Origin of the sequence: Roseixanthobacter pseudopolyaromaticivorans (assembly GCF_043195145.2) — a bacterium.
Lineage (GTDB): Bacteria > Pseudomonadota > Alphaproteobacteria > Rhizobiales > Xanthobacteraceae > NCEH01.
The window spans coordinates 2,386,449-2,402,202 of record NZ_CM195539.1 but is presented as its reverse complement, the minus strand read 5'-3'; the positions used below and the strand labels follow the sequence as shown (position 1 = coordinate 2,402,202).

General features: G+C 65.9%; 14 protein-coding genes and 1 CRISPR repeat array (1 of these 15 running past the window's edge). Of the genes, 13 read left to right on the top strand and 1 reads right to left on the bottom strand.

Features of this window, described 5'->3' with window-relative positions; genetic code table 11:
• The first annotated feature begins 3 nt into the window (after positions 1–3).
• The 12 genes from V5F68_RS11620 (at position 4) to V5F68_RS11565 (ending at position 13,642) form a co-directional block, all read left to right on the top strand.
• Positions 4–810, top strand: a complete 807-nt coding sequence (locus tag V5F68_RS11620) for a segregation and condensation protein A (RefSeq protein ID WP_394014891.1) — start codon at positions 4–6, stop codon at positions 808–810.
• A complete protein-coding gene (scpB, locus tag V5F68_RS11615; RefSeq protein WP_394014890.1) occupies positions 807–1,526 on the top strand; it encodes an SMC-Scp complex subunit ScpB in 720 nt (239 codons plus the stop codon). The genes V5F68_RS11620 and scpB overlap by 4 nt, the downstream gene beginning before the upstream one ends.
• Positions 1,523–2,614: an ABC transporter ATP-binding protein gene (locus V5F68_RS11610; RefSeq protein ID WP_394014889.1), complete on the top strand. Its 1,092-nt coding sequence runs from the start codon at positions 1,523–1,525 to the stop codon at positions 2,612–2,614. The genes scpB and V5F68_RS11610 overlap by 4 nt, the downstream gene beginning before the upstream one ends.
• Positions 2,615–2,787: 173 nt before the next feature.
• On the top strand, positions 2,788–3,018 hold the full coding sequence (locus V5F68_RS11605) for a twin-arginine translocase TatA/TatE family subunit (protein WP_394014888.1): 231 nt from the start codon (positions 2,788–2,790) through the stop codon (positions 3,016–3,018).
• A 55-nt stretch (positions 3,019–3,073) separates the two neighbouring features.
• Positions 3,074–3,679, top strand: a complete 606-nt coding sequence (tatB, locus tag V5F68_RS11600) for a Sec-independent protein translocase protein TatB (RefSeq protein ID WP_394014887.1) — start codon at positions 3,074–3,076, stop codon at positions 3,677–3,679.
• The gene (gene tatC, locus V5F68_RS11595; protein ID WP_394014886.1) at positions 3,676–4,476 is read left to right on the top strand and encodes a twin-arginine translocase subunit TatC; all 801 of its coding nucleotides are present in this window, start codon (positions 3,676–3,678) and stop codon (positions 4,474–4,476) included. Before tatB ends, tatC begins: the two co-directional genes overlap by 4 nt.
• A 104-nt stretch (positions 4,477–4,580) precedes the next feature.
• Complete coding sequence (serS, locus tag V5F68_RS11590; protein WP_394014885.1) at positions 4,581–6,029, top strand: serine--tRNA ligase; 1,449 nt, start codon at positions 4,581–4,583, stop codon at positions 6,027–6,029.
• 194 nt (positions 6,030–6,223) lie between these two features.
• Positions 6,224–6,991 (top strand): 5'/3'-nucleotidase SurE, encoded by a 768-nt coding sequence (surE, locus tag V5F68_RS11585; protein ID WP_394014884.1) that lies wholly within the window; start codon positions 6,224–6,226, stop codon positions 6,989–6,991.
• Positions 6,992–7,073: 82 nt separating this feature from the next.
• Positions 7,074–7,397: a hypothetical protein gene (locus tag V5F68_RS11580; protein WP_394014883.1), complete on the top strand. Its 324-nt coding sequence runs from the start codon at positions 7,074–7,076 to the stop codon at positions 7,395–7,397.
• A gap of 136 nt (positions 7,398–7,533) precedes the next feature.
• Complete coding sequence (locus V5F68_RS11575; protein ID WP_394014882.1) at positions 7,534–7,836, top strand: FAD assembly factor SdhE; 303 nt, start codon at positions 7,534–7,536, stop codon at positions 7,834–7,836.
• 99 nt (positions 7,837–7,935) lie between these two features.
• Positions 7,936–11,448, top strand: a complete 3,513-nt coding sequence (gene mfd / locus V5F68_RS11570) for a transcription-repair coupling factor (RefSeq protein WP_394014881.1) — start codon at positions 7,936–7,938, stop codon at positions 11,446–11,448.
• A gap of 829 nt (positions 11,449–12,277) precedes the next feature.
• On the top strand, positions 12,278–13,642 hold the full coding sequence (locus tag V5F68_RS11565; protein ID WP_394014880.1) for an EAL domain-containing protein: 1,365 nt from the start codon (positions 12,278–12,280) through the stop codon (positions 13,640–13,642).
• 106 nt (positions 13,643–13,748) lie between these two features.
• Here V5F68_RS11565 and V5F68_RS11560 read toward each other — a convergent pair whose 3' ends face one another.
• On the bottom strand, positions 13,749–14,204 hold the full coding sequence (locus V5F68_RS11560) for a hypothetical protein (protein ID WP_394014879.1): 456 nt from the start codon (positions 14,202–14,204) through the stop codon (positions 13,749–13,751).
• A gap of 237 nt (positions 14,205–14,441) precedes the next feature.
• Between V5F68_RS11560 and greA the strand changes: the two genes are divergently transcribed.
• Positions 14,442–14,921: a transcription elongation factor GreA gene (greA, locus tag V5F68_RS11555; RefSeq protein WP_394014878.1), complete on the top strand. Its 480-nt coding sequence runs from the start codon at positions 14,442–14,444 to the stop codon at positions 14,919–14,921.
• A gap of 514 nt (positions 14,922–15,435) precedes the next feature.
• Positions 15,436–15,754: direct repeats of the CRISPR family, unit length 31 nt; unit sequence GTTTCGATCCACGCCCCCGTGAGGGGGCGAC (it continues 695 nt past the right edge of the window).

The window sequence follows — 15,754 nt, the reverse complement described above, 5'->3', positions numbered from 1 at the left end:
GCCATGTCCACCGCCTCCGACACCCCCGAATTTGCCGAGGACATTCCCGCCTCGGCCGGGGATGGCGCTTTCGTGGTGGACATCGACGGCTTCGAAGGCCCGCTGGACCTTCTGCTCGCCTTGGCGCGCACCCAGAAGGTGGATCTGACGCGGCTGTCCATCCTGGCGCTGGCGGACCAATACCTCGCCTTCATCGACGCCGCCCGCAAGGTGCGGCTGGAACTGGCCGCCGACTATCTCGTGATGGCGGCCTGGCTCGCCTATCTCAAGTCGCGCCTGCTTCTGCCGCTGCCGCCGCAGGAGGATGGGCCGAGCGCCGAGGAGATGGCCGCCGCCTTCGCCCGGCGCCTGCGGCATCTCGAACGCATCCGGCAGGCGGCGGCGCGGCTGATGGCCCGCGAGCGGCTCGGGCGCGACGTGTTTCCAAGAGAAGTGCCGGAACGCCCGCGCGGCACCGACCAGCCGGTGACCTATACGGCGACGCTGTACGATCTGCTTTCCGCTTATGCCGCCCAGCGGCAGAAGCAGGCGCTCTCCTATGTCACGCTGAAGACCCGCGCGGTCTGGTCGCTGGCCGAGGCGCGTTCCCGGCTGGAGCGCCTGCTCGGCGGGGTTGCCGGCGATTGGATGCGTCTCGACCACTTCCTGCTAGACTATCTCGCCACGCCCGAGCAGCGGGCGACGGCGCTGGCCTCCAGCTTTTCGGCCAGCCTGGAGATGGTGAAGGACGGGACATTGGACATACGCCAGGATGCGCCCTTCGCCCCGCTCTGGCTGCGCAACCGGGCGCCGGAGGAGGGCGGGGCATGAACCGCGCCGCGCCGCGCGTCGATCTGTTCGACGCCCGTCCCGAGGACGAGCGGGCGCTTGCGCTTGCCCGCGACCTGCGGATCATCGAGGCGCTGCTGTTCACCTCCGCCATGCCGCTGGACGCCAACGCGCTGCGCCTGCATCTGCCGGCGGACGCGGACATTCCCGCCCTTATGGACGCGCTGACCGCCGATTATGCCCGCCACGGCGTGAATGTGGTGAAGGTGGCCGGCGGTTGGATGCTGCGCACGGCGCCGGACCTTGCCCCGGTGGTTGCGGCCGGCGCACCCGAGCCGCGCAAGCTCTCGCGCGCGGCCATCGAGGTGCTCGCCATCATCGCCTACCATCAGCCCGTGACTCGGGCGGAAATCGAGGAGATCCGTGGCGTCTCCACCTCCAAGGGCACGCTGGATGTGCTGTTGGAAAGCGGCTGGGTGCGCCTGCGCGGTCGCCGCAAGGCGCCGGGCCGCCCCGTGACATATGGAACCACGCCCGGCTTTCTTGTCCATTTCGGCCTCGACGGCGTGCAGGATCTGCCCGGCCTGGACGAACTGAAGGGCGCGGGGCTGCTGGACGGGCGCATACCTTCCGGTTTCTCCATTCCGCTGCCGTCGGATGCTGACGCGCTGCGCGAGGACGAAGAGCCGCTGGAGGCCGACCCTCTCGACTTCGCCCTTGCACCGCCGCCGCAGCCGGGCGACGAGGACGAGGAATGAATATCGAGACCAAGACCGTGCGCCAGCGAACTCCCGCCGCCATCGCCAAGGGCCTGAGCTTCGAGGATGTGCGCCTGTCCTATGGCGACGTGGAGGCGGTGCGCGGCATCACCTTGCATGTGCGGCCCGGCGAGGTGTTGTGCCTGCTCGGCAATTCCGGCTGCGGTAAGACCTCGCTGCTGCGCCTCGCAGCAGGCATCGAGCGGCCGGACAGCGGGCGCATCAGCGTCGATACGATAGAGATGGCGGGTCCCTCCGCCTTCGTGCCGGCGGAGCGGCGCGGCATCGGCCTGGTGTTCCAGGATTATGCGCTGTTCCCGCACCTCACCAATTTGCAGAACGTGATGTTCGGCCTGTCGGACCTGCGCAAGTCGGAAGCCGAGGGGGAGGCGCTGCGCGCACTCGCCCGCGTCGATCTGGAACGTTACGCGGGGGCCTATCCCCACGAATTGTCGGGCGGTCAGCAGCAGCGTGTGGCGCTGGCGCGCGCGCTTGCCCCGCGTCCCGGCATCCTGCTGCTGGACGAGCCGTTCTCGGGTCTCGACCGGCGCCTGCGCGACCAGGTGCGGGCCGATACGCTGGCGGTGCTGCGCGATGCGCGCGCCACCTGCATCATCGTCACCCACGATCCCGAGGAGGCGATGCGCCTCTCCGACCGCATCGCCCTGCTGCGCAATGGCGAGCTGGTGCAGGTGGGGCCGCCGGAAGAGCTGTATCGCGCGCCCCGCGACCTCGGGGCTGCGCGCTTCTTCTGCGAGCTGAACGAGATGGACGCCATCGTGCGGGGCGGATGGGTGGACAGCCCGCTCGGCAGCTTTCCCGCGCCGCGCGGCGCGGCGGACGGTGCGGCCGTGCTCGCGGTGCGGCCGCAGGGCATTTCGCTCACCGCCAATCCCTGCGGCATTCGGGGCCGGGTGGTGGAACGGCGGTTCCTGGGCGAGCTCGATCTCGTCGAAGTGATGGTGGCCGGTCGCGACCGGCCGGTGGTGGCGCGGCTGCGGGCGCCGCCGGGCGCCGTGCCCGGCCGGGACGTGGGCGTGATGGTGGACCCGTCCGAAGTCCTTGTTTTCGCCGCTTCCGGGGGATAACGCTCGTTTTTGGGCGCGCAGGCCGAGCGGATGCCGCAAGGTGAGTGGAGCGACGCTTCCGAGCGGGAAAAGTCGTTCAACTTTATCGGCACATGCTCTAGAGTCGGTGTCATGTGAGCGGCGCAAAGCCGCGCGATCGGCGCTCTGCGCGCGACGTTTTTGGAGGAAGTGTTATGGGTTCGTTGAGCATCTGGCACTGGATCATCGTGCTGGCCGTGGTGCTCCTCCTGTTCGGTCGCGGCAAGATCTCCGACCTGATGGGCGACGTGGCCAAGGGCATCAAGTCCTTCAAGAAGGGCTTGGCCGAGGATGACACGCCGGCGCCGGCTGCCGCGCCGGAGGCGCCGCGTCCGATTCCGCACCAGACGTCGGCTGCACCCGAGGCAGAGAAGAAGGCCGTCTGAGGCTTCATTCGGGCGCAAGAGGAGGCCGCGGCTGAGCCGCAGGCATTGAGCCGTCATGTTCGACATCGGCTGGTCTGAGCTCATGTTGATCGGCGTTGTCGCGCTGATCGTCATCGGGCCCAAGGAATTGCCATCGGTTCTGCGCACCGTGGGGCGCACGGTCACCAAGCTGCGCCGCATGGCCGGCGAGTTCCAGGGGCAGTTTCAAGATGCCCTTAGGGAAGCCGACCTCTCCGACATGCGCAGCGAGATCGGCAATATCACCGAAAGCGCGAAATCCTCCTTCCCCGGATCGGAGGTTTTCGACCCGCTGCGCAGCATCCGCGAGGAGATCCGCTCCACAGTCGAGGGCACGGCCAAGCCGGCCGCGCCGGTGGACCTGTCTCCGCTGGATCCCCCCGCGGTGACCAAGACCCTCTCGCCCCATGAGGCGGCGGCCATGAGCGCGGCCGCCGCGATTACCGCCGCCACCGCGCAGATCGTCGTTCCCGTGGCGCCGGTTCAGGCCGCGCCCACCCTTGCCGTTTCAAGCGAGCCCCTCGTGCCGTTACCGCCCCCCGCCGCCGAGCCCGATCTTCTCGCGCCCCCGGTCGAGGCCGTGGCGCTGCCCGCGCCGTCTTCGGACCCGGACGGCACGCGGACAGAAGGGCCCCGGGCATGACCACGGACGATATCGACGCGTCGAAGGCGCCGCTCATCGAGCATCTGATCGAGCTGCGCTCGCGCCTGATCAAGTCGGTGATCGCGTTCCTGATCGCCTTCTTCATCTGCTTCATGCTGGCGAAGCAGATCTACAATATCCTGTTGTGGCCCTATGAGTTCGCCTCCGGCTTCGCGCCGGGCGTGAAGCTCATCTACACGGCGCCGCAGGAATTTTTGTTCACCCAGATCAAGCTCGGCATGTTCGGCGCGGCGTTCATCTCCTTCCCGGTGGTGGCGACGCAGGTCTATATGTTCGTGGCGCCGGGCCTCTATAAGCACGAGAAGAATGCGTTCGTTCCCTATCTGGTGGCGACGCCCATCTGCTTCCTCATCGGCGCGGCGTTCGTCTATTTCGTCGCCATGCCGCTGGCCATGACCTACTTCCTGGGCATGCAACAGGTGGGCGGCGACGGGCGGGCGGAAATCTCGCTGCTGCCGAAGGTGAGCGAATATCTCTCGCTTATCACCACGCTGATCCTGGCGTTCGGCATCTGCTTCCAGCTGCCCGTGATTCTCACCTTGCTGGCGCAGGTGGGGGTGGTGACGGCCGAGATGCTCACCAAGGCGCGGCGCTATGCCATCGTCGGCGTGTTCATCCTGGCTGCCGTGCTCACGCCGCCGGATGTCATCAGCCAGCTGTCTCTTGCGATCCCGACGCTGCTTCTCTACGAGATTTCGGTCTATCTGGTGCGCATCGTCGAGAAGCGGCGGAACGCGGCGGAAGCGGCCCGCGAGGCTGCCGAAGCGGCGGACTGAGGCTCCCAAGGGGGCGCATCCCACACTGTTCGGCGAGGGATGAAGCCTCACCGTCCCGAGGGGGCGGCGCGGCCCCGTCGCCTTTTCGCGGCGGAGCCGGTTTCATGCACGATATCAAATGGATCCGCGAGCAGCCCGAAGGCCTCGTCACAGCCCTGACGCGCCGCCGCGTCGATGTGGCCGAGGCGACCGCCCTGCGCGACAAGCTGCTGGCGCTCGATGGGCAGCGCCGCGCCACGCTCACCACGCTGGAAGGGCTGCTCGCCCGCCGCAATGCCGCGTCCAAGGAAATCGGCCAGGCCAAGGCGGCGAAGGATGAAGCCCGCGCCGCCGCCCTCATGGAGGAAGTCGGCCGGCTGAAGGTGGATGTTCCCGCCCTGGAGCAGGAAGCAAAAGCGCTGGACGCCGCGCTCACCACCGAGCTTGCCGCCATCCCCAACGTGCCGCTGGGCAGCGTGCCCGATGGCGCGGACGAGCACGACAATGTGGAGAAAAGCGTCTCCGGCACCAAGCCCGCTTATGATTTCGCGGCGAAACAGCATTTCGAGGTGGGCGAAGGCCTCGGGATGATGGATTTCGACACGGCGGCGAAGCTGTCCGGCGCGCGCTTCGTGGTCAACAAGGGCCCGCTGGCCCGCATGGAGCGGGCGCTCGGCCAGTTCTTCCTGGACGTGCATACGCAAGAGCACGGCTATACGGAAGTAAACCCGCCGCTGCTGGTGCGCGACGAGGCGATGTTCGGCACGGCACAGTTGCCGAAATTTGAGGATGATCAGTTTAAGGCACATCGCACGCTTTCAAAGGAAGACATCGCCGCCGCTGAGGAAAAATTTTTGTTCGACTTGGGCAGTGGCAAGATAAAGACGGCACAACAGGCCGACGCAGAGATTTTTCTTCCGTACCTTGATCGTGTGGAGGAAGATCGGGCGAAACTCTGGCTCATCCCCACCGCCGAAGTCCCGCTAACGAACCTCGTGCGCGAATCCATCCTCTCGGAAGAAGAACTCCCCCTGCGCCTCACCGCCTGCACGCCGTGCTTCCGGGCCGAGGCCGGGTCGGCGGGGCGCGATACGCGTGGCATGATCCGCCAGCACCAGTTCACCAAGGTGGAATTGGTGTCCATCACCGCGCCGGAAAAATCGCTGGAGGAGCACGAGCGCATGCTCGCCTGCGCCGAGGCGGTGCTGAAGAAGCTGGACCTGCATTATCGCGTGGTCACGCTCTGCACCGGCGACATGGGGTTCGCCTCGCAGAAGACCTATGACATCGAGGTGTGGCTGCCGGGGCAGGGGATGTATCGCGAGATTTCCTCCTGCTCGGTGTGCGGCGATTTCCAGGCCCGCCGCATGGATGCGCGCTATCGCCCGAAGGATGCGAACGGCAAGCCCGGCGCCCCCCGCTTCGTCCATACGCTGAACGGCTCCGGCGTCGCGGTCGGCCGCGCGCTGGTGGCGGTGCTGGAGAATTACCAGCAGGAGAATGGCGCCGTCGCCGTGCCGGACGCGCTTCTGCCCTACATGGGCGGGCTCAAGGTGATCGAGAAATTGAAATAGCGGCAAGGCGGGCCAGGATCGCCGCGCTGCGCGTCCCGTCCCTTCGAAGACCTCCCCCTTTCGTTGCAGCGGCCGCCCACTCCGGGTAAGCAGCGCTCTTCGGGCGCCGCCCGGCCGCATCCCTGCCGGCGCGCGGCGCCGCCCGCCATTCCACACGACCGGTGCCGACCGGTCGGACACGAGGACCCGTTCCCATGCGCATCCTGGTTACCAATGACGATGGCATCCACGCGCCTGGGCTCGATGCATGCGCGCGCATCGCCCGCGCCCTGTCGGACGATGTGTGGGTGGTTGCGCCGGAAACCGATCAGTCGGGCGTTGCCCATTCGCTCTCGCTCAGCGATCCGCTGCGCCTGCGGCAAGTGGAAGATCAGCGCTTCGCGGTGAAGGGCACGCCAACAGATTGCGTCATCATGGCGGTGCGCCATCTCATGGAAGGCAAGGCGCCGGATCTCGTGCTCTCGGGCGTCAATCGGGGGCAAAACATCGCCGAGGACGTGAGCTATTCCGGCACGGTCGCGGGGGCTATCGAAGGGACCATTCTCGGCATTTCCTCCATCGCCTTGTCGCAGGCGTTCGGCCCGGCGACGCGGGCCAATCCCTCCTACGACACCGCCGAGGCCCATGCGCCGGAGGTGATCCGCACCTTGCTGAAGGAAGGCATCCCGCCCGGCATCCTGGTGAACGTGAATTTCCCGGATCGCCCGCCGAAGGATGTGCAGGGCATCGCCGTGACCGCCCAGGGCCGGCGCGACCAGAATCTCATGCGCATCGACGCGCGCCAAGACGGGCGCGGCAATGCCTATTATTGGATTGGCTTCGAGCGCCGCGTCTTCGCCACCGTCCCCGGCTCGGACCTGCGCGCGCTCGACGAGGGCCGCATTTCCGTGACGCCCCTGCGGCTCGACATGACCGACGAGCCCTTCATGACCCGCCTCGCCCAGGTGTTTGAGGAAAAGTAACCGTAAGATAGCTTCAGCTTCACTATAAGGGCAGTGTTCGCCGGCCTAATCTCGGATGCGGAATCACCTGAGGGGCAGTCGAATGCGCGCGAAATGGATTGTGGCAACACTGGCGGTTGCCGGCATGTTGAACGGGGCGTGTTCAAGCGCCTGGGCCTATGCGGAGCCGGTGCCGGTGGCGCCGGTCCATCTGGCCGGCAAGACCGGGGTCGGCATCACCACCCTGGGCGGGATCGCGCTCGGCATGGGCTTCGCGCTGCCCGCATCGATGATCCTCACCGCCGGCTATGTGGCCGTGACCCAGCATCGGGAACTGACGCAGACCGAAGCGACCGAGACCTTCTTCGGCACGCTCATCCCGCCGCTCGGCCTCTATTATCTCGGCCGCGACCTCTCGAAGAAATAGCGTCCGGGCGCGCGCGGGCCCGGCACTGGCCAGCGCGCTTCAAAAGCGACTATAAGCATGGGCACGGACGGGCGCCAAAGGGGCTCGGCCGCGCTTTGCTGTTGCACGCGCCGGATCGCGCGGGAGGATGCCAATCGTGACGGGAACCGAGAAATCGAGCGCAGGGCTGGATGTACGCCGCAGGCGCATCCTGTTCCGGGCCTGGCATCGCGGCACGCGCGAGATGGATCTGCTCATGGGCCGCTTCGCCGATGCCGAGATCGAGACCCTCACCGAGGACGAGGTGACAGCGTTCGAGATCCTGATCGAGGTGGAGGATCCCGACCTGATTTCCTGGATCGGCGGTAATGTGCCCGTGCCGCCCGACCATGACACCGAGATATTTCGCCGGCTCCAGGGCTTTCATTTGTCCGGCCGTGGCGTGCCGCGCGGGCTCTAGCGCTCGCCGCCTTTCTTCCTTCCCTCCCTTCGAGATGCCGGGCCTGCGGGTCCGCTGGACGGGCGCCGGTTCGCCTGTCCGTGTAATTGGAACCGATCCGTGAAGCGTCCCCGTCCCCTTGCCGAAGACATCGCCCCCGGCGTGCCGCTGACCCTCTCGCGCGTGCCGGACGGGCTGGAAGGCCTCATCGTCGCCGATCTCGCCCGCTCCCTCGCGGCGAAAAAGAATGCGAAATGGCCGAGTCTCGTCGTCCTGTGTCGGGACGGGCAACGGATGGCGGCGCTGGAGCGGGGTCTCGCCTTTTATGCGCCCGAGCTTGAGGTGCTGACCTTCCCCTCCTGGGATTGCCTGCCCTACGACCGTGCCTCGCCCAACGGTGCCATCGTGGCGCGGCGCATGTCGACGCTGGCGCGGCTCGCCCGTGTGCGCGGCGGGGAGGCGAGCGTCCTGCTCACCACGGTGAACGCCAGCGTACAGCGCGTGCCGGCGAAGGAGGTGCTGGCGGCCCAGTCGCTTGCCGCCAAGCCCGGCAATGCCATGGCGTTGGAAGGCATCGTGGAATGGGCCGAGCGCAACGGCTATCTGCGCACGCCCACCGTGCGCGACACCGGCGAATATGCCGTGCGCGGCGGCTTGATCGATCTGTTCCCGCCCGGATTGGCGCAGCCGATCCGCCTGGATTTCTTCGGCGATACGCTGGAAAGCATCCGCGCCTTCGATCCGGAGACGCAGCGCACCTCAGGCCAGATGTCGGCGCTGGAACTGGTGCCCATGGCCGAGTTCCAGCTCACCAGCGATACCATGCGCCGCTTCCGCATGGCCTATCTCGCGGAATTCGGCGCCAATACCAAGGGCGACACGCTCTATGAGGCGGTCAGCGAAGGCCGCCGCCACGCCGGCATGGAACATTGGCTGCCGCTGTTCCACGAGGGGCTCGACACGCTGTTCGATTATCTCGAGGGCGTGCCGCTGGTGGTGGATCCGCTGACCGAGGAAGCGGCCGGCGAGCGCATCGGCCAGATCGAGGAATATTACGCGGCGCGAAAGGAAGCGCTGGCGCTGGCCGGCGGCGGCGCGGTCTACAAGCCCTTGCCGCCGGACCGGCTCTATCTCTCCGGCAAGGAATGGAGCGACCGGCTCGCAGCTTCGGCTTTGGTGCGCATCTCCTCCTTCGCGACGCCCGAGACCTCGCGCGGCAAGGTGATCGACATCGGCGGCGTGCAGGGCCGTTCGTTCGCGGCGGAGCGCGCCGACCCGGAGGTCAATGTGTTCGACCTCGCGGTGGAGCACGTGCGCACGCTGCAGAAGACCAAGAAGGTGATTCTCGCCGGCTGGTCGGAAGGCTCGCGCGAGCGTCTCGGCACCGTGCTCGCCGACCATGGGCTGAAGGACACCACCGCGATCTCCCGCTTCGCCCTGCTGGATGCGCTGCCGAAGACCAAGGCGGCGCTGGCGGTCTATGGGCTGGAAGTGGGGTTCGAGACGCCCGATTTCGCCATCATCGGCGAACAGGACATTCTCGGCGACCGCCTCGTGCGGCCCAAGCGCAAGGCGCGGCGCGCGCAGGACGTGCTGTCCGAGCTGAACGCGCTCACCGCCGGCGACCTCGTGGTGCACGTGGACCACGGCATCGGCCGCTTCATCGGGCTCAAGGCCATCGAGGCCATGGGTGCCCCGCACGATTGCCTGGAGATCCATTATGCCGGCGGCGACAAGCTGTTCCTGCCGGTGGAGAATCTGGAACTCCTGACGCGCTACGGCTCGGAGGACACCGAGGCCCAGCTCGATAAATTGGGCGGCGGCGGCTGGCAGACGCGCAAGGCGCGGATGAAGAAGCGCATCCGCGAGATGGCGGGCGAGCTGATCAAGATCGCCGCCGCGCGCCAGCTCTCCGAAGCCCCGCGCCTGGTGCCGGCCGCCGGGCTCTACGACGAATTCCGCGCTCGCTTCGCCTATGAGGAGACCGACGACCAGCAGGCCGCCATCGAGGCGGTGCTGGACGATCTCGGCTCCGGCCATCCCATGGATCGCCTGGTGTGCGGCGACGTGGGCTTCGGCAAGACGGAAGTGGCGCTGCGCGCCGCCTTCGCTGTGGCGCTGTCCGGCAAGCAGGTGGCGGTGGTCGTGCCCACCACGCTGCTGGCGCGCCAGCATTTCCGAACCTTCACCGAGCGCTTCAAGGGGCTGCCGGTGAACATCGCCCAGGCCTCGCGCCTTGTGACCGGCAAAGACCTCACGGCGGTGAAGGCGGGGCTGGCGGACGGGCAGGTGGACATCGTTGTCGGCACCCATGCCCTGCTGGGCAAGGGCATTCATTTCCGCGATCTCGGCCTCGTCATCGTGGATGAGGAGCAGCATTTCGGCGTCGCCCACAAGGAGCGGCTGAAGGCGCTGCGGGCGGAGGTGCATGTCCTCACCCTCACCGCGACACCCATTCCCCGCACGCTGCAACTCGCCATGACGGGGGTGCGCGAACTCTCGCTCATCGCCACCCCGCCGGTGGATCGGCTCGCGGTGCGCACCTTCATCACGCCGTTCGACCCGCTCACCATCCGCGAAGCCTTGCTGCGCGAGCGCTATCGCGGCGGGCAGAGCTTCTATGTGGTGCCGCGCATCGACGATCTCGCCGAAGTGCGCGAGTTCCTGGAAAAGCAGGTGCCGGAACTGAAGGTGGCGGTGGCGAACGGCCAGATGGCGGCAACCGCGCTGGAAGACATCATGTCCGCCTTCTATGACGGGCAATATGACGTACTGCTCTCCACCACCATCGTGGAAAGCGGGCTCGACGTGCCGAACGCCAACACGCTGATCGTCCATCGCGCCGACATGTTCGGCCTCGCCCAGCTGTACCAGCTGCGCGGACGCGTGGGCCGGGCGAAGGCGCGGGCCTATGCTTTGTTCACCACGCCCGCCTCAAAGCCCATGACCACGCAGGCCGAGCGGCGGCTGAAAGTGCTGCAATCCCTGGAGACGCTCGGCGCCGGCTTCCAGCTCGCGAGCCACGATCTCGACATTCGCGGCGCCGGCAACCTGCTGGGCGACGAGCAGTCCGGCCATATCAAGGAAGTCGGCTACGAGCTGTATCAGGAGATGCTGCAGGAGGCGATCGCCCACCTGAAGGCCGGTATCACCGAGATCGCCGCCGACAAATGGTCGCCCAACATCACCATCGGCATGCCGGTGCTGATCCCGGAAGACTATGTGACCGACCTGCACGTGCGCCTTGCGCTCTATCGCCGGCTCGCGGACATCGAGACCGACGCGGAGCTGGATTCCTTCGGGGCCGAGCTGGTGGACCGCTTCGGCCCGGCACCGGAGGAGGTGACGCACCTCATCCGCCTCACCCAGATCAAGGCGCTCGCGCGCCGCGCCAATGTGGGCAAGGTGGATGCCGGCCCCAAGGGTGTGGTGCTCGCCTTCCGCGACAACCAGTTCGCCGACCCCGCCGGCCTCGTGCAGATGATCAATGCCGAGGGGCCGCAGGCCAAGGTGCGGCCGGACTTCAAGGTGGTGTTCCTGCGCGAATGGCCCACCGCCGAGGCCCGGCTGAAGGGCACGCTCTCGGTGCTCAAGAAACTCGCCGCGCTGGTGGAGAAGCGCCGGGTGGCCTGAATGTATTCCGGGGCTTTGGCGCGAAATGGCAATTAAATCGATTTTAGGTGGGCAAATTTTGCGGGCTACGGTTGTGATGCGCGACATGGCATGTCGTGAAATTTAACGTAATTATGAATTCTGAATATAAGTTTTAGTATAAAATACTTTATGGACATCAAGAATCGTAAATTAAATAATAATATACACAGAACTGTTATATTTTATGTAATTTTAGAAAATAATAAAACGAAGTATGTGATTTTATATTTTCATATACTTACAATTTTCTTCATAATTGTTTCGAATTGCGAATTATAATATTATGATAATATAGATCATATAGGGTGTGTTTACGAAGACTGGATCGAGTGGATTCTTGAAAAAAAGGTCGAGTTTCTCCTTTTTTGCGATGGCTGCAGGTGCGAGGTGTTCTGCTGAAGGAAGAAGGTTGTTTTTTGATCTTCGCTCCGGATGCGCGCGTCGTGTGGCCGTAATTTGCCACTGGTGCAGGCGCGTGCCCACTGATATTGGGTGGTACCATCACAATCGCTCATCTTAGAGTAATCGGCCCCAGCAGCCCGCGTCCATCTCATGAGCAGTCTTTTTTCGAGCGGTCACTTATTGCAACCAGAACCCGAGATGCGAAAGTAGCCAAATGTTATCTTCAACGAAAAGAGCTGAAGTGGCTTTGGTATCCGTATTCGCAGGCGTTATTTCAGTATTTTTTCTAATTTATTGTGTTATTGATTTTCGCGATGCCCGTTCCGACAGTTTGTTGAATCTGCACAATCAGACCACCGGCATGGTCTCTTGGGTTGATCGAAATCTAGATCTTACGAAGCGGGCCATGCATGCGGTCGCCGAGGGAGCGCCGTCGGATTGCCAGCAGGAGGAAATCTCCTCCATCGTCGGACGCCTCCTGCGCACCGTCGCGGTCGAGGAGATCGAGTTGCGCAAGCACGGCTCGACCGTCTGCGTATGGAAGCCGCCGGTGGACGCCTTCTTCTCAAGCGGCTTCTGCCAGTCGCCGCGGTCGGAGAATACGGTCGTGCTCGTCTCGGCGGAGGGGGGCAACGGTGTCGTTGCCGTTGCCCATGCGGACACCCGCTGCCTGCTGACGCCCTTCCTGGTGTCGCAAAGGGATGCCCGCACCGAGGTGCATCTCGCCGCCGGATTTGAGCAGGCAGGCGGGCGACCCGTCCGCCGCGTTGTCGCCTTTCCCGAAACGAGCTGGTGGGATGCCCATGCCGAGGTTGCGGTGCACTCCGCCGCCTGGCCGGTCTCGGTCGGCGTTTCGGTGCCTGAAACGGCGCTTCTGGAAGCGTGGGCGCAGCGCCTGCCGGTCCACATCGGCCTGTTCGCGGTGCTGGGCACGGTCTGCTGGTTCGGACCGATCGCCATGATGCGCCGGCGGATATCGATTTCCGGACAGGTGCGCGGGGCCCTGCGTCGCAGCGAATTCTTCCTGCTGTACCTGCCGACCGTGGAAATCGAGAGCGGGGAATGGGTGGGGGTCGAGGCCCTGCTGCGCTGGCGCACCCGGCAGTTCGGCACCTTGCCGCCCTCCGCCTTCATTCCCTGGCTGGAGAAAAGCACCCTCATTCACGATACCACCACCTGGGTGATGACGCAGGCCGCCAAGGATCTCAAGCGCCTGCGCGAAACCAACGACAACATCTATGTCGGCATCAATGTGCCGCCGAGCCAGCTGGCCGATGAGCGCCTTCTGGAGGCCGCCGTCACGGCATTCGGCGGCGATGGCAGCGCGCTCAATCGCGTCATGTTCGAACTGACCGAGCGGGAGATGGTCGATTACAATTCGGCCGTCGTGCAGGATGTGGTCAATCGCCTGCGCGCCCATGGCGCTCTCATCGCCCTCGACGATTTCGGCGTCGGCTTTTCAAATATCGCCTGCCTGCGGTCCATCCGGGTCGACGTGATCAAGGTCGATAAATCCTTCACCCAGGCCCTCGGCGCGCAAGACTTCGGCGCCGCGTCGCAAAATCCGGCGCTGGTGGACATGGTGGTGAAGATCGCGCGCGAGTTCGACGTCCGGGTGATCGCGGAAGGTATTGAAACGAAAAGCCAGCTCGCGGATCTCCAGTCGCTGGGCATCCAGCTGGCACAGGGCTTCCTGTTCTCGCGGCCGGTCGAGCTGGATGCCGTGGTCAGCCATATCAAGGAACGGCAGATGATGGCGGAAGCCAGCTGAGGCGAGGCAATCTTGCCGTCAGCATCCGCGCCGGCGATCCGCCCCGCCTGATGCGCGAGCGGGGGCCGCACCTGATGGCGCGACCCTTATCGCACAAGCAATCTTATCAGTTGCTGGTGGTCGGCGGCGTTGCGGGCGGGGGCGTCGTGGTCGCCTGTGTGGGAGCCGCGGGGCTGGGGGTTGACGTCGTCGCCGGAGCCGGCGCGGTGGCCGGAGCCACAGTTGAACTCGCGGCGGGCGTGGTGGCGGGCGCCGAAGTCGGGGTCGGCGCCGGTGTCGTGGCCGCCGTGGTCTTGGATTTCGTGACCTTGTGGGTCTTGGTGCTGCTGGCGGTGTGCTTTTTCACCTTGGTGTTCTGGGGAATGCCGAGCACCCCCTTCACGCCGCCAACCACACCACCGGTGACGCCGCCCACGGCCCCACCTACGGCCGCGCCCACCGGGCCAGCAGCGTTGTTGCCGACCGCAGCGCCTTCCTGGGCGCCGCGCACCACGCCTTGCGCGGCCACGGGGCCGGTCAGCGCGGCAAGGCCAACGAAGGCCAATACGATGCTTGTCTTCATGGCTTGGTTCTCCTCTACCGTATGAACGCGCCGCCCAAGGTGCGGTTCCCGCGCGTTTCCCTTGGGGCGGGCTGGCGGATGGGGCAGGGTGCGGGGAGGGGACGGTAGAGCCACGCGACGCTGGGGAAAGGTGCCCGGCCCGCCCGCTTCGGGATGGCACCCGGTGCTTTGCTGCCTATATGTGAACGACGCTCCCTTCCCGGCGCCACCCCGGCGCCCAGCTGAAACCCCGTTGCGATGTCCGTTGCCTTCACCAAGGAAAATGATCTCGAAGCCACGGCGGCGGACCTGCCGGACCGGCCCATTTCGCCTCATCCGAATCTGGTGACGGCGCAGGGGCTGGCCGCGCTGGACGCGGCGCTGGCGCAGGCGCGCGCCGCCTATGGCGCGGCGCAGGCGGTGGGCGAGGTGCAGGCGGACCGTACCGCCATGGCGCGGGCGACGCGGGACCTGCGCTATTTCTCCGCCCGCCGCGCCACCGCCCGCGTGGTGGAGCCGGAGCCGGGTTCCGATACGCTCCAGTTCGGCATGCGCGTGACCTTCGAGCGCGAAGACGGGCGCCGCCAGACCTATCGCATCGTCGGCGAGGATGAGGCGGACCCGGCACAGGGCTCGGTTTCCTACGTCTCCCCGCTCGCCCGCGCGCTCATGGGCAAGAGCGTGGGCGATGTCGCCCAGGTGGCCGGGGCCGAGGTGGAAGTGGTGGAGATCGCCTGAGGGGTCGGGTGCCGGTGGGCAGGCGACGCACGACGGTGTCGATCATGCCCCGCCCGCGCAGAAGTTTCGATCCACGCCCCCGTGAGGGGGCGACGCGTGTTTGCGGCGCTTACCGGCGCTGCGAACTAGTTTCGATCCACGCCCCCGTGAGGGGGCGACGGACAGCCAGACCTATTTCAACATCCTGCACTCGTTTCGATCCACGCCCCGTGAAGGGGCGACAAGATCCCTCGGCCTCGACTATCTTTTTGGTCTGGTTTCGATCCACGCCCCCGCGAGGGGGCGACTCCATGATCGCGAAGACCTGATCGGGCGAGAGCCCATTTCGATCCACGCCCCCGGGAGGGGGCGACTGCCGGTGCCGACTCTCAAAACTTCGACACGGAGTTTCGATCCACGCCCCCGCGAGGGGGCGACCGCACCCGAGATGTTCGCGGCGCTCGATGTGGACGTTTCGATCCACGCCCGCGAGGGGGCGACTCCACCGAGGTGTCGAGGCTTGCGAGCGCGCAGGTGTTTCGATCCACGCCCCCGCGAGGGGGCGACATGGTATCTGTGCCAGAAGCGAAAACCTGCATCGTTTCGATCCACGCCCCCGCGAGGGGGCGACCAGGATTTCAGCGATGCCGCATACCACGGCGTGGTGTTTCGATCCACGCCCCCGCGAGGGGGCGACGCACCAATCTGGGGGGCGGCAGGGAGGCGTCGGCGTTTCGATCCACGCCCCCGCGAGGGGGCGACCCCCCGGCATGATCGCCTATCTTGCCGACGGTGAGGTTTCGATCCACGCCCCCGTGAGGGGGCGACGTCTTCTTGTTCAGCCGTTCCGCAAC

Bases quoted from the DNA above. Each gene is read 5' to 3' on its own strand.
- serS (WP_394014885.1), top strand. From the start codon at position 4,581: ATGCACGATATCAAATGGATCCGCGAGCAGCCCGAAGGCCTCGTCACA.
- V5F68_RS11605 (WP_394014888.1), top strand. From the start codon at position 2,788: ATGGGTTCGTTGAGCATCTGGCACTGGATCATCGTGCTGGCCGTGGTG.
- V5F68_RS11580 (WP_394014883.1), top strand. From the start codon at position 7,074: ATGCGCGCGAAATGGATTGTGGCAACACTGGCGGTTGCCGGCATGTTG.
- tatC (WP_394014886.1), top strand. From the start codon at position 3,676: ATGACCACGGACGATATCGACGCGTCGAAGGCGCCGCTCATCGAGCAT.
- tatB (WP_394014887.1), top strand. From the start codon at position 3,074: ATGTTCGACATCGGCTGGTCTGAGCTCATGTTGATCGGCGTTGTCGCG.
- greA (WP_394014878.1), top strand. From the start codon at position 14,442: ATGTCCGTTGCCTTCACCAAGGAAAATGATCTCGAAGCCACGGCGGCG.
- scpB (WP_394014890.1), top strand. From the start codon at position 807: ATGAACCGCGCCGCGCCGCGCGTCGATCTGTTCGACGCCCGTCCCGAG.
- V5F68_RS11560 (WP_394014879.1), bottom strand. From the start codon at position 14,204: ATGAAGACAAGCATCGTATTGGCCTTCGTTGGCCTTGCCGCGCTGACC.
- V5F68_RS11565 (WP_394014880.1), top strand. From the start codon at position 12,278: ATGCATGCGGTCGCCGAGGGAGCGCCGTCGGATTGCCAGCAGGAGGAA.
- surE (WP_394014884.1), top strand. From the start codon at position 6,224: ATGCGCATCCTGGTTACCAATGACGATGGCATCCACGCGCCTGGGCTC.
- V5F68_RS11610 (WP_394014889.1), top strand. From the start codon at position 1,523: ATGAATATCGAGACCAAGACCGTGCGCCAGCGAACTCCCGCCGCCATC.
- V5F68_RS11620 (WP_394014891.1), top strand. From the start codon at position 4: ATGTCCACCGCCTCCGACACCCCCGAATTTGCCGAGGACATTCCCGCC.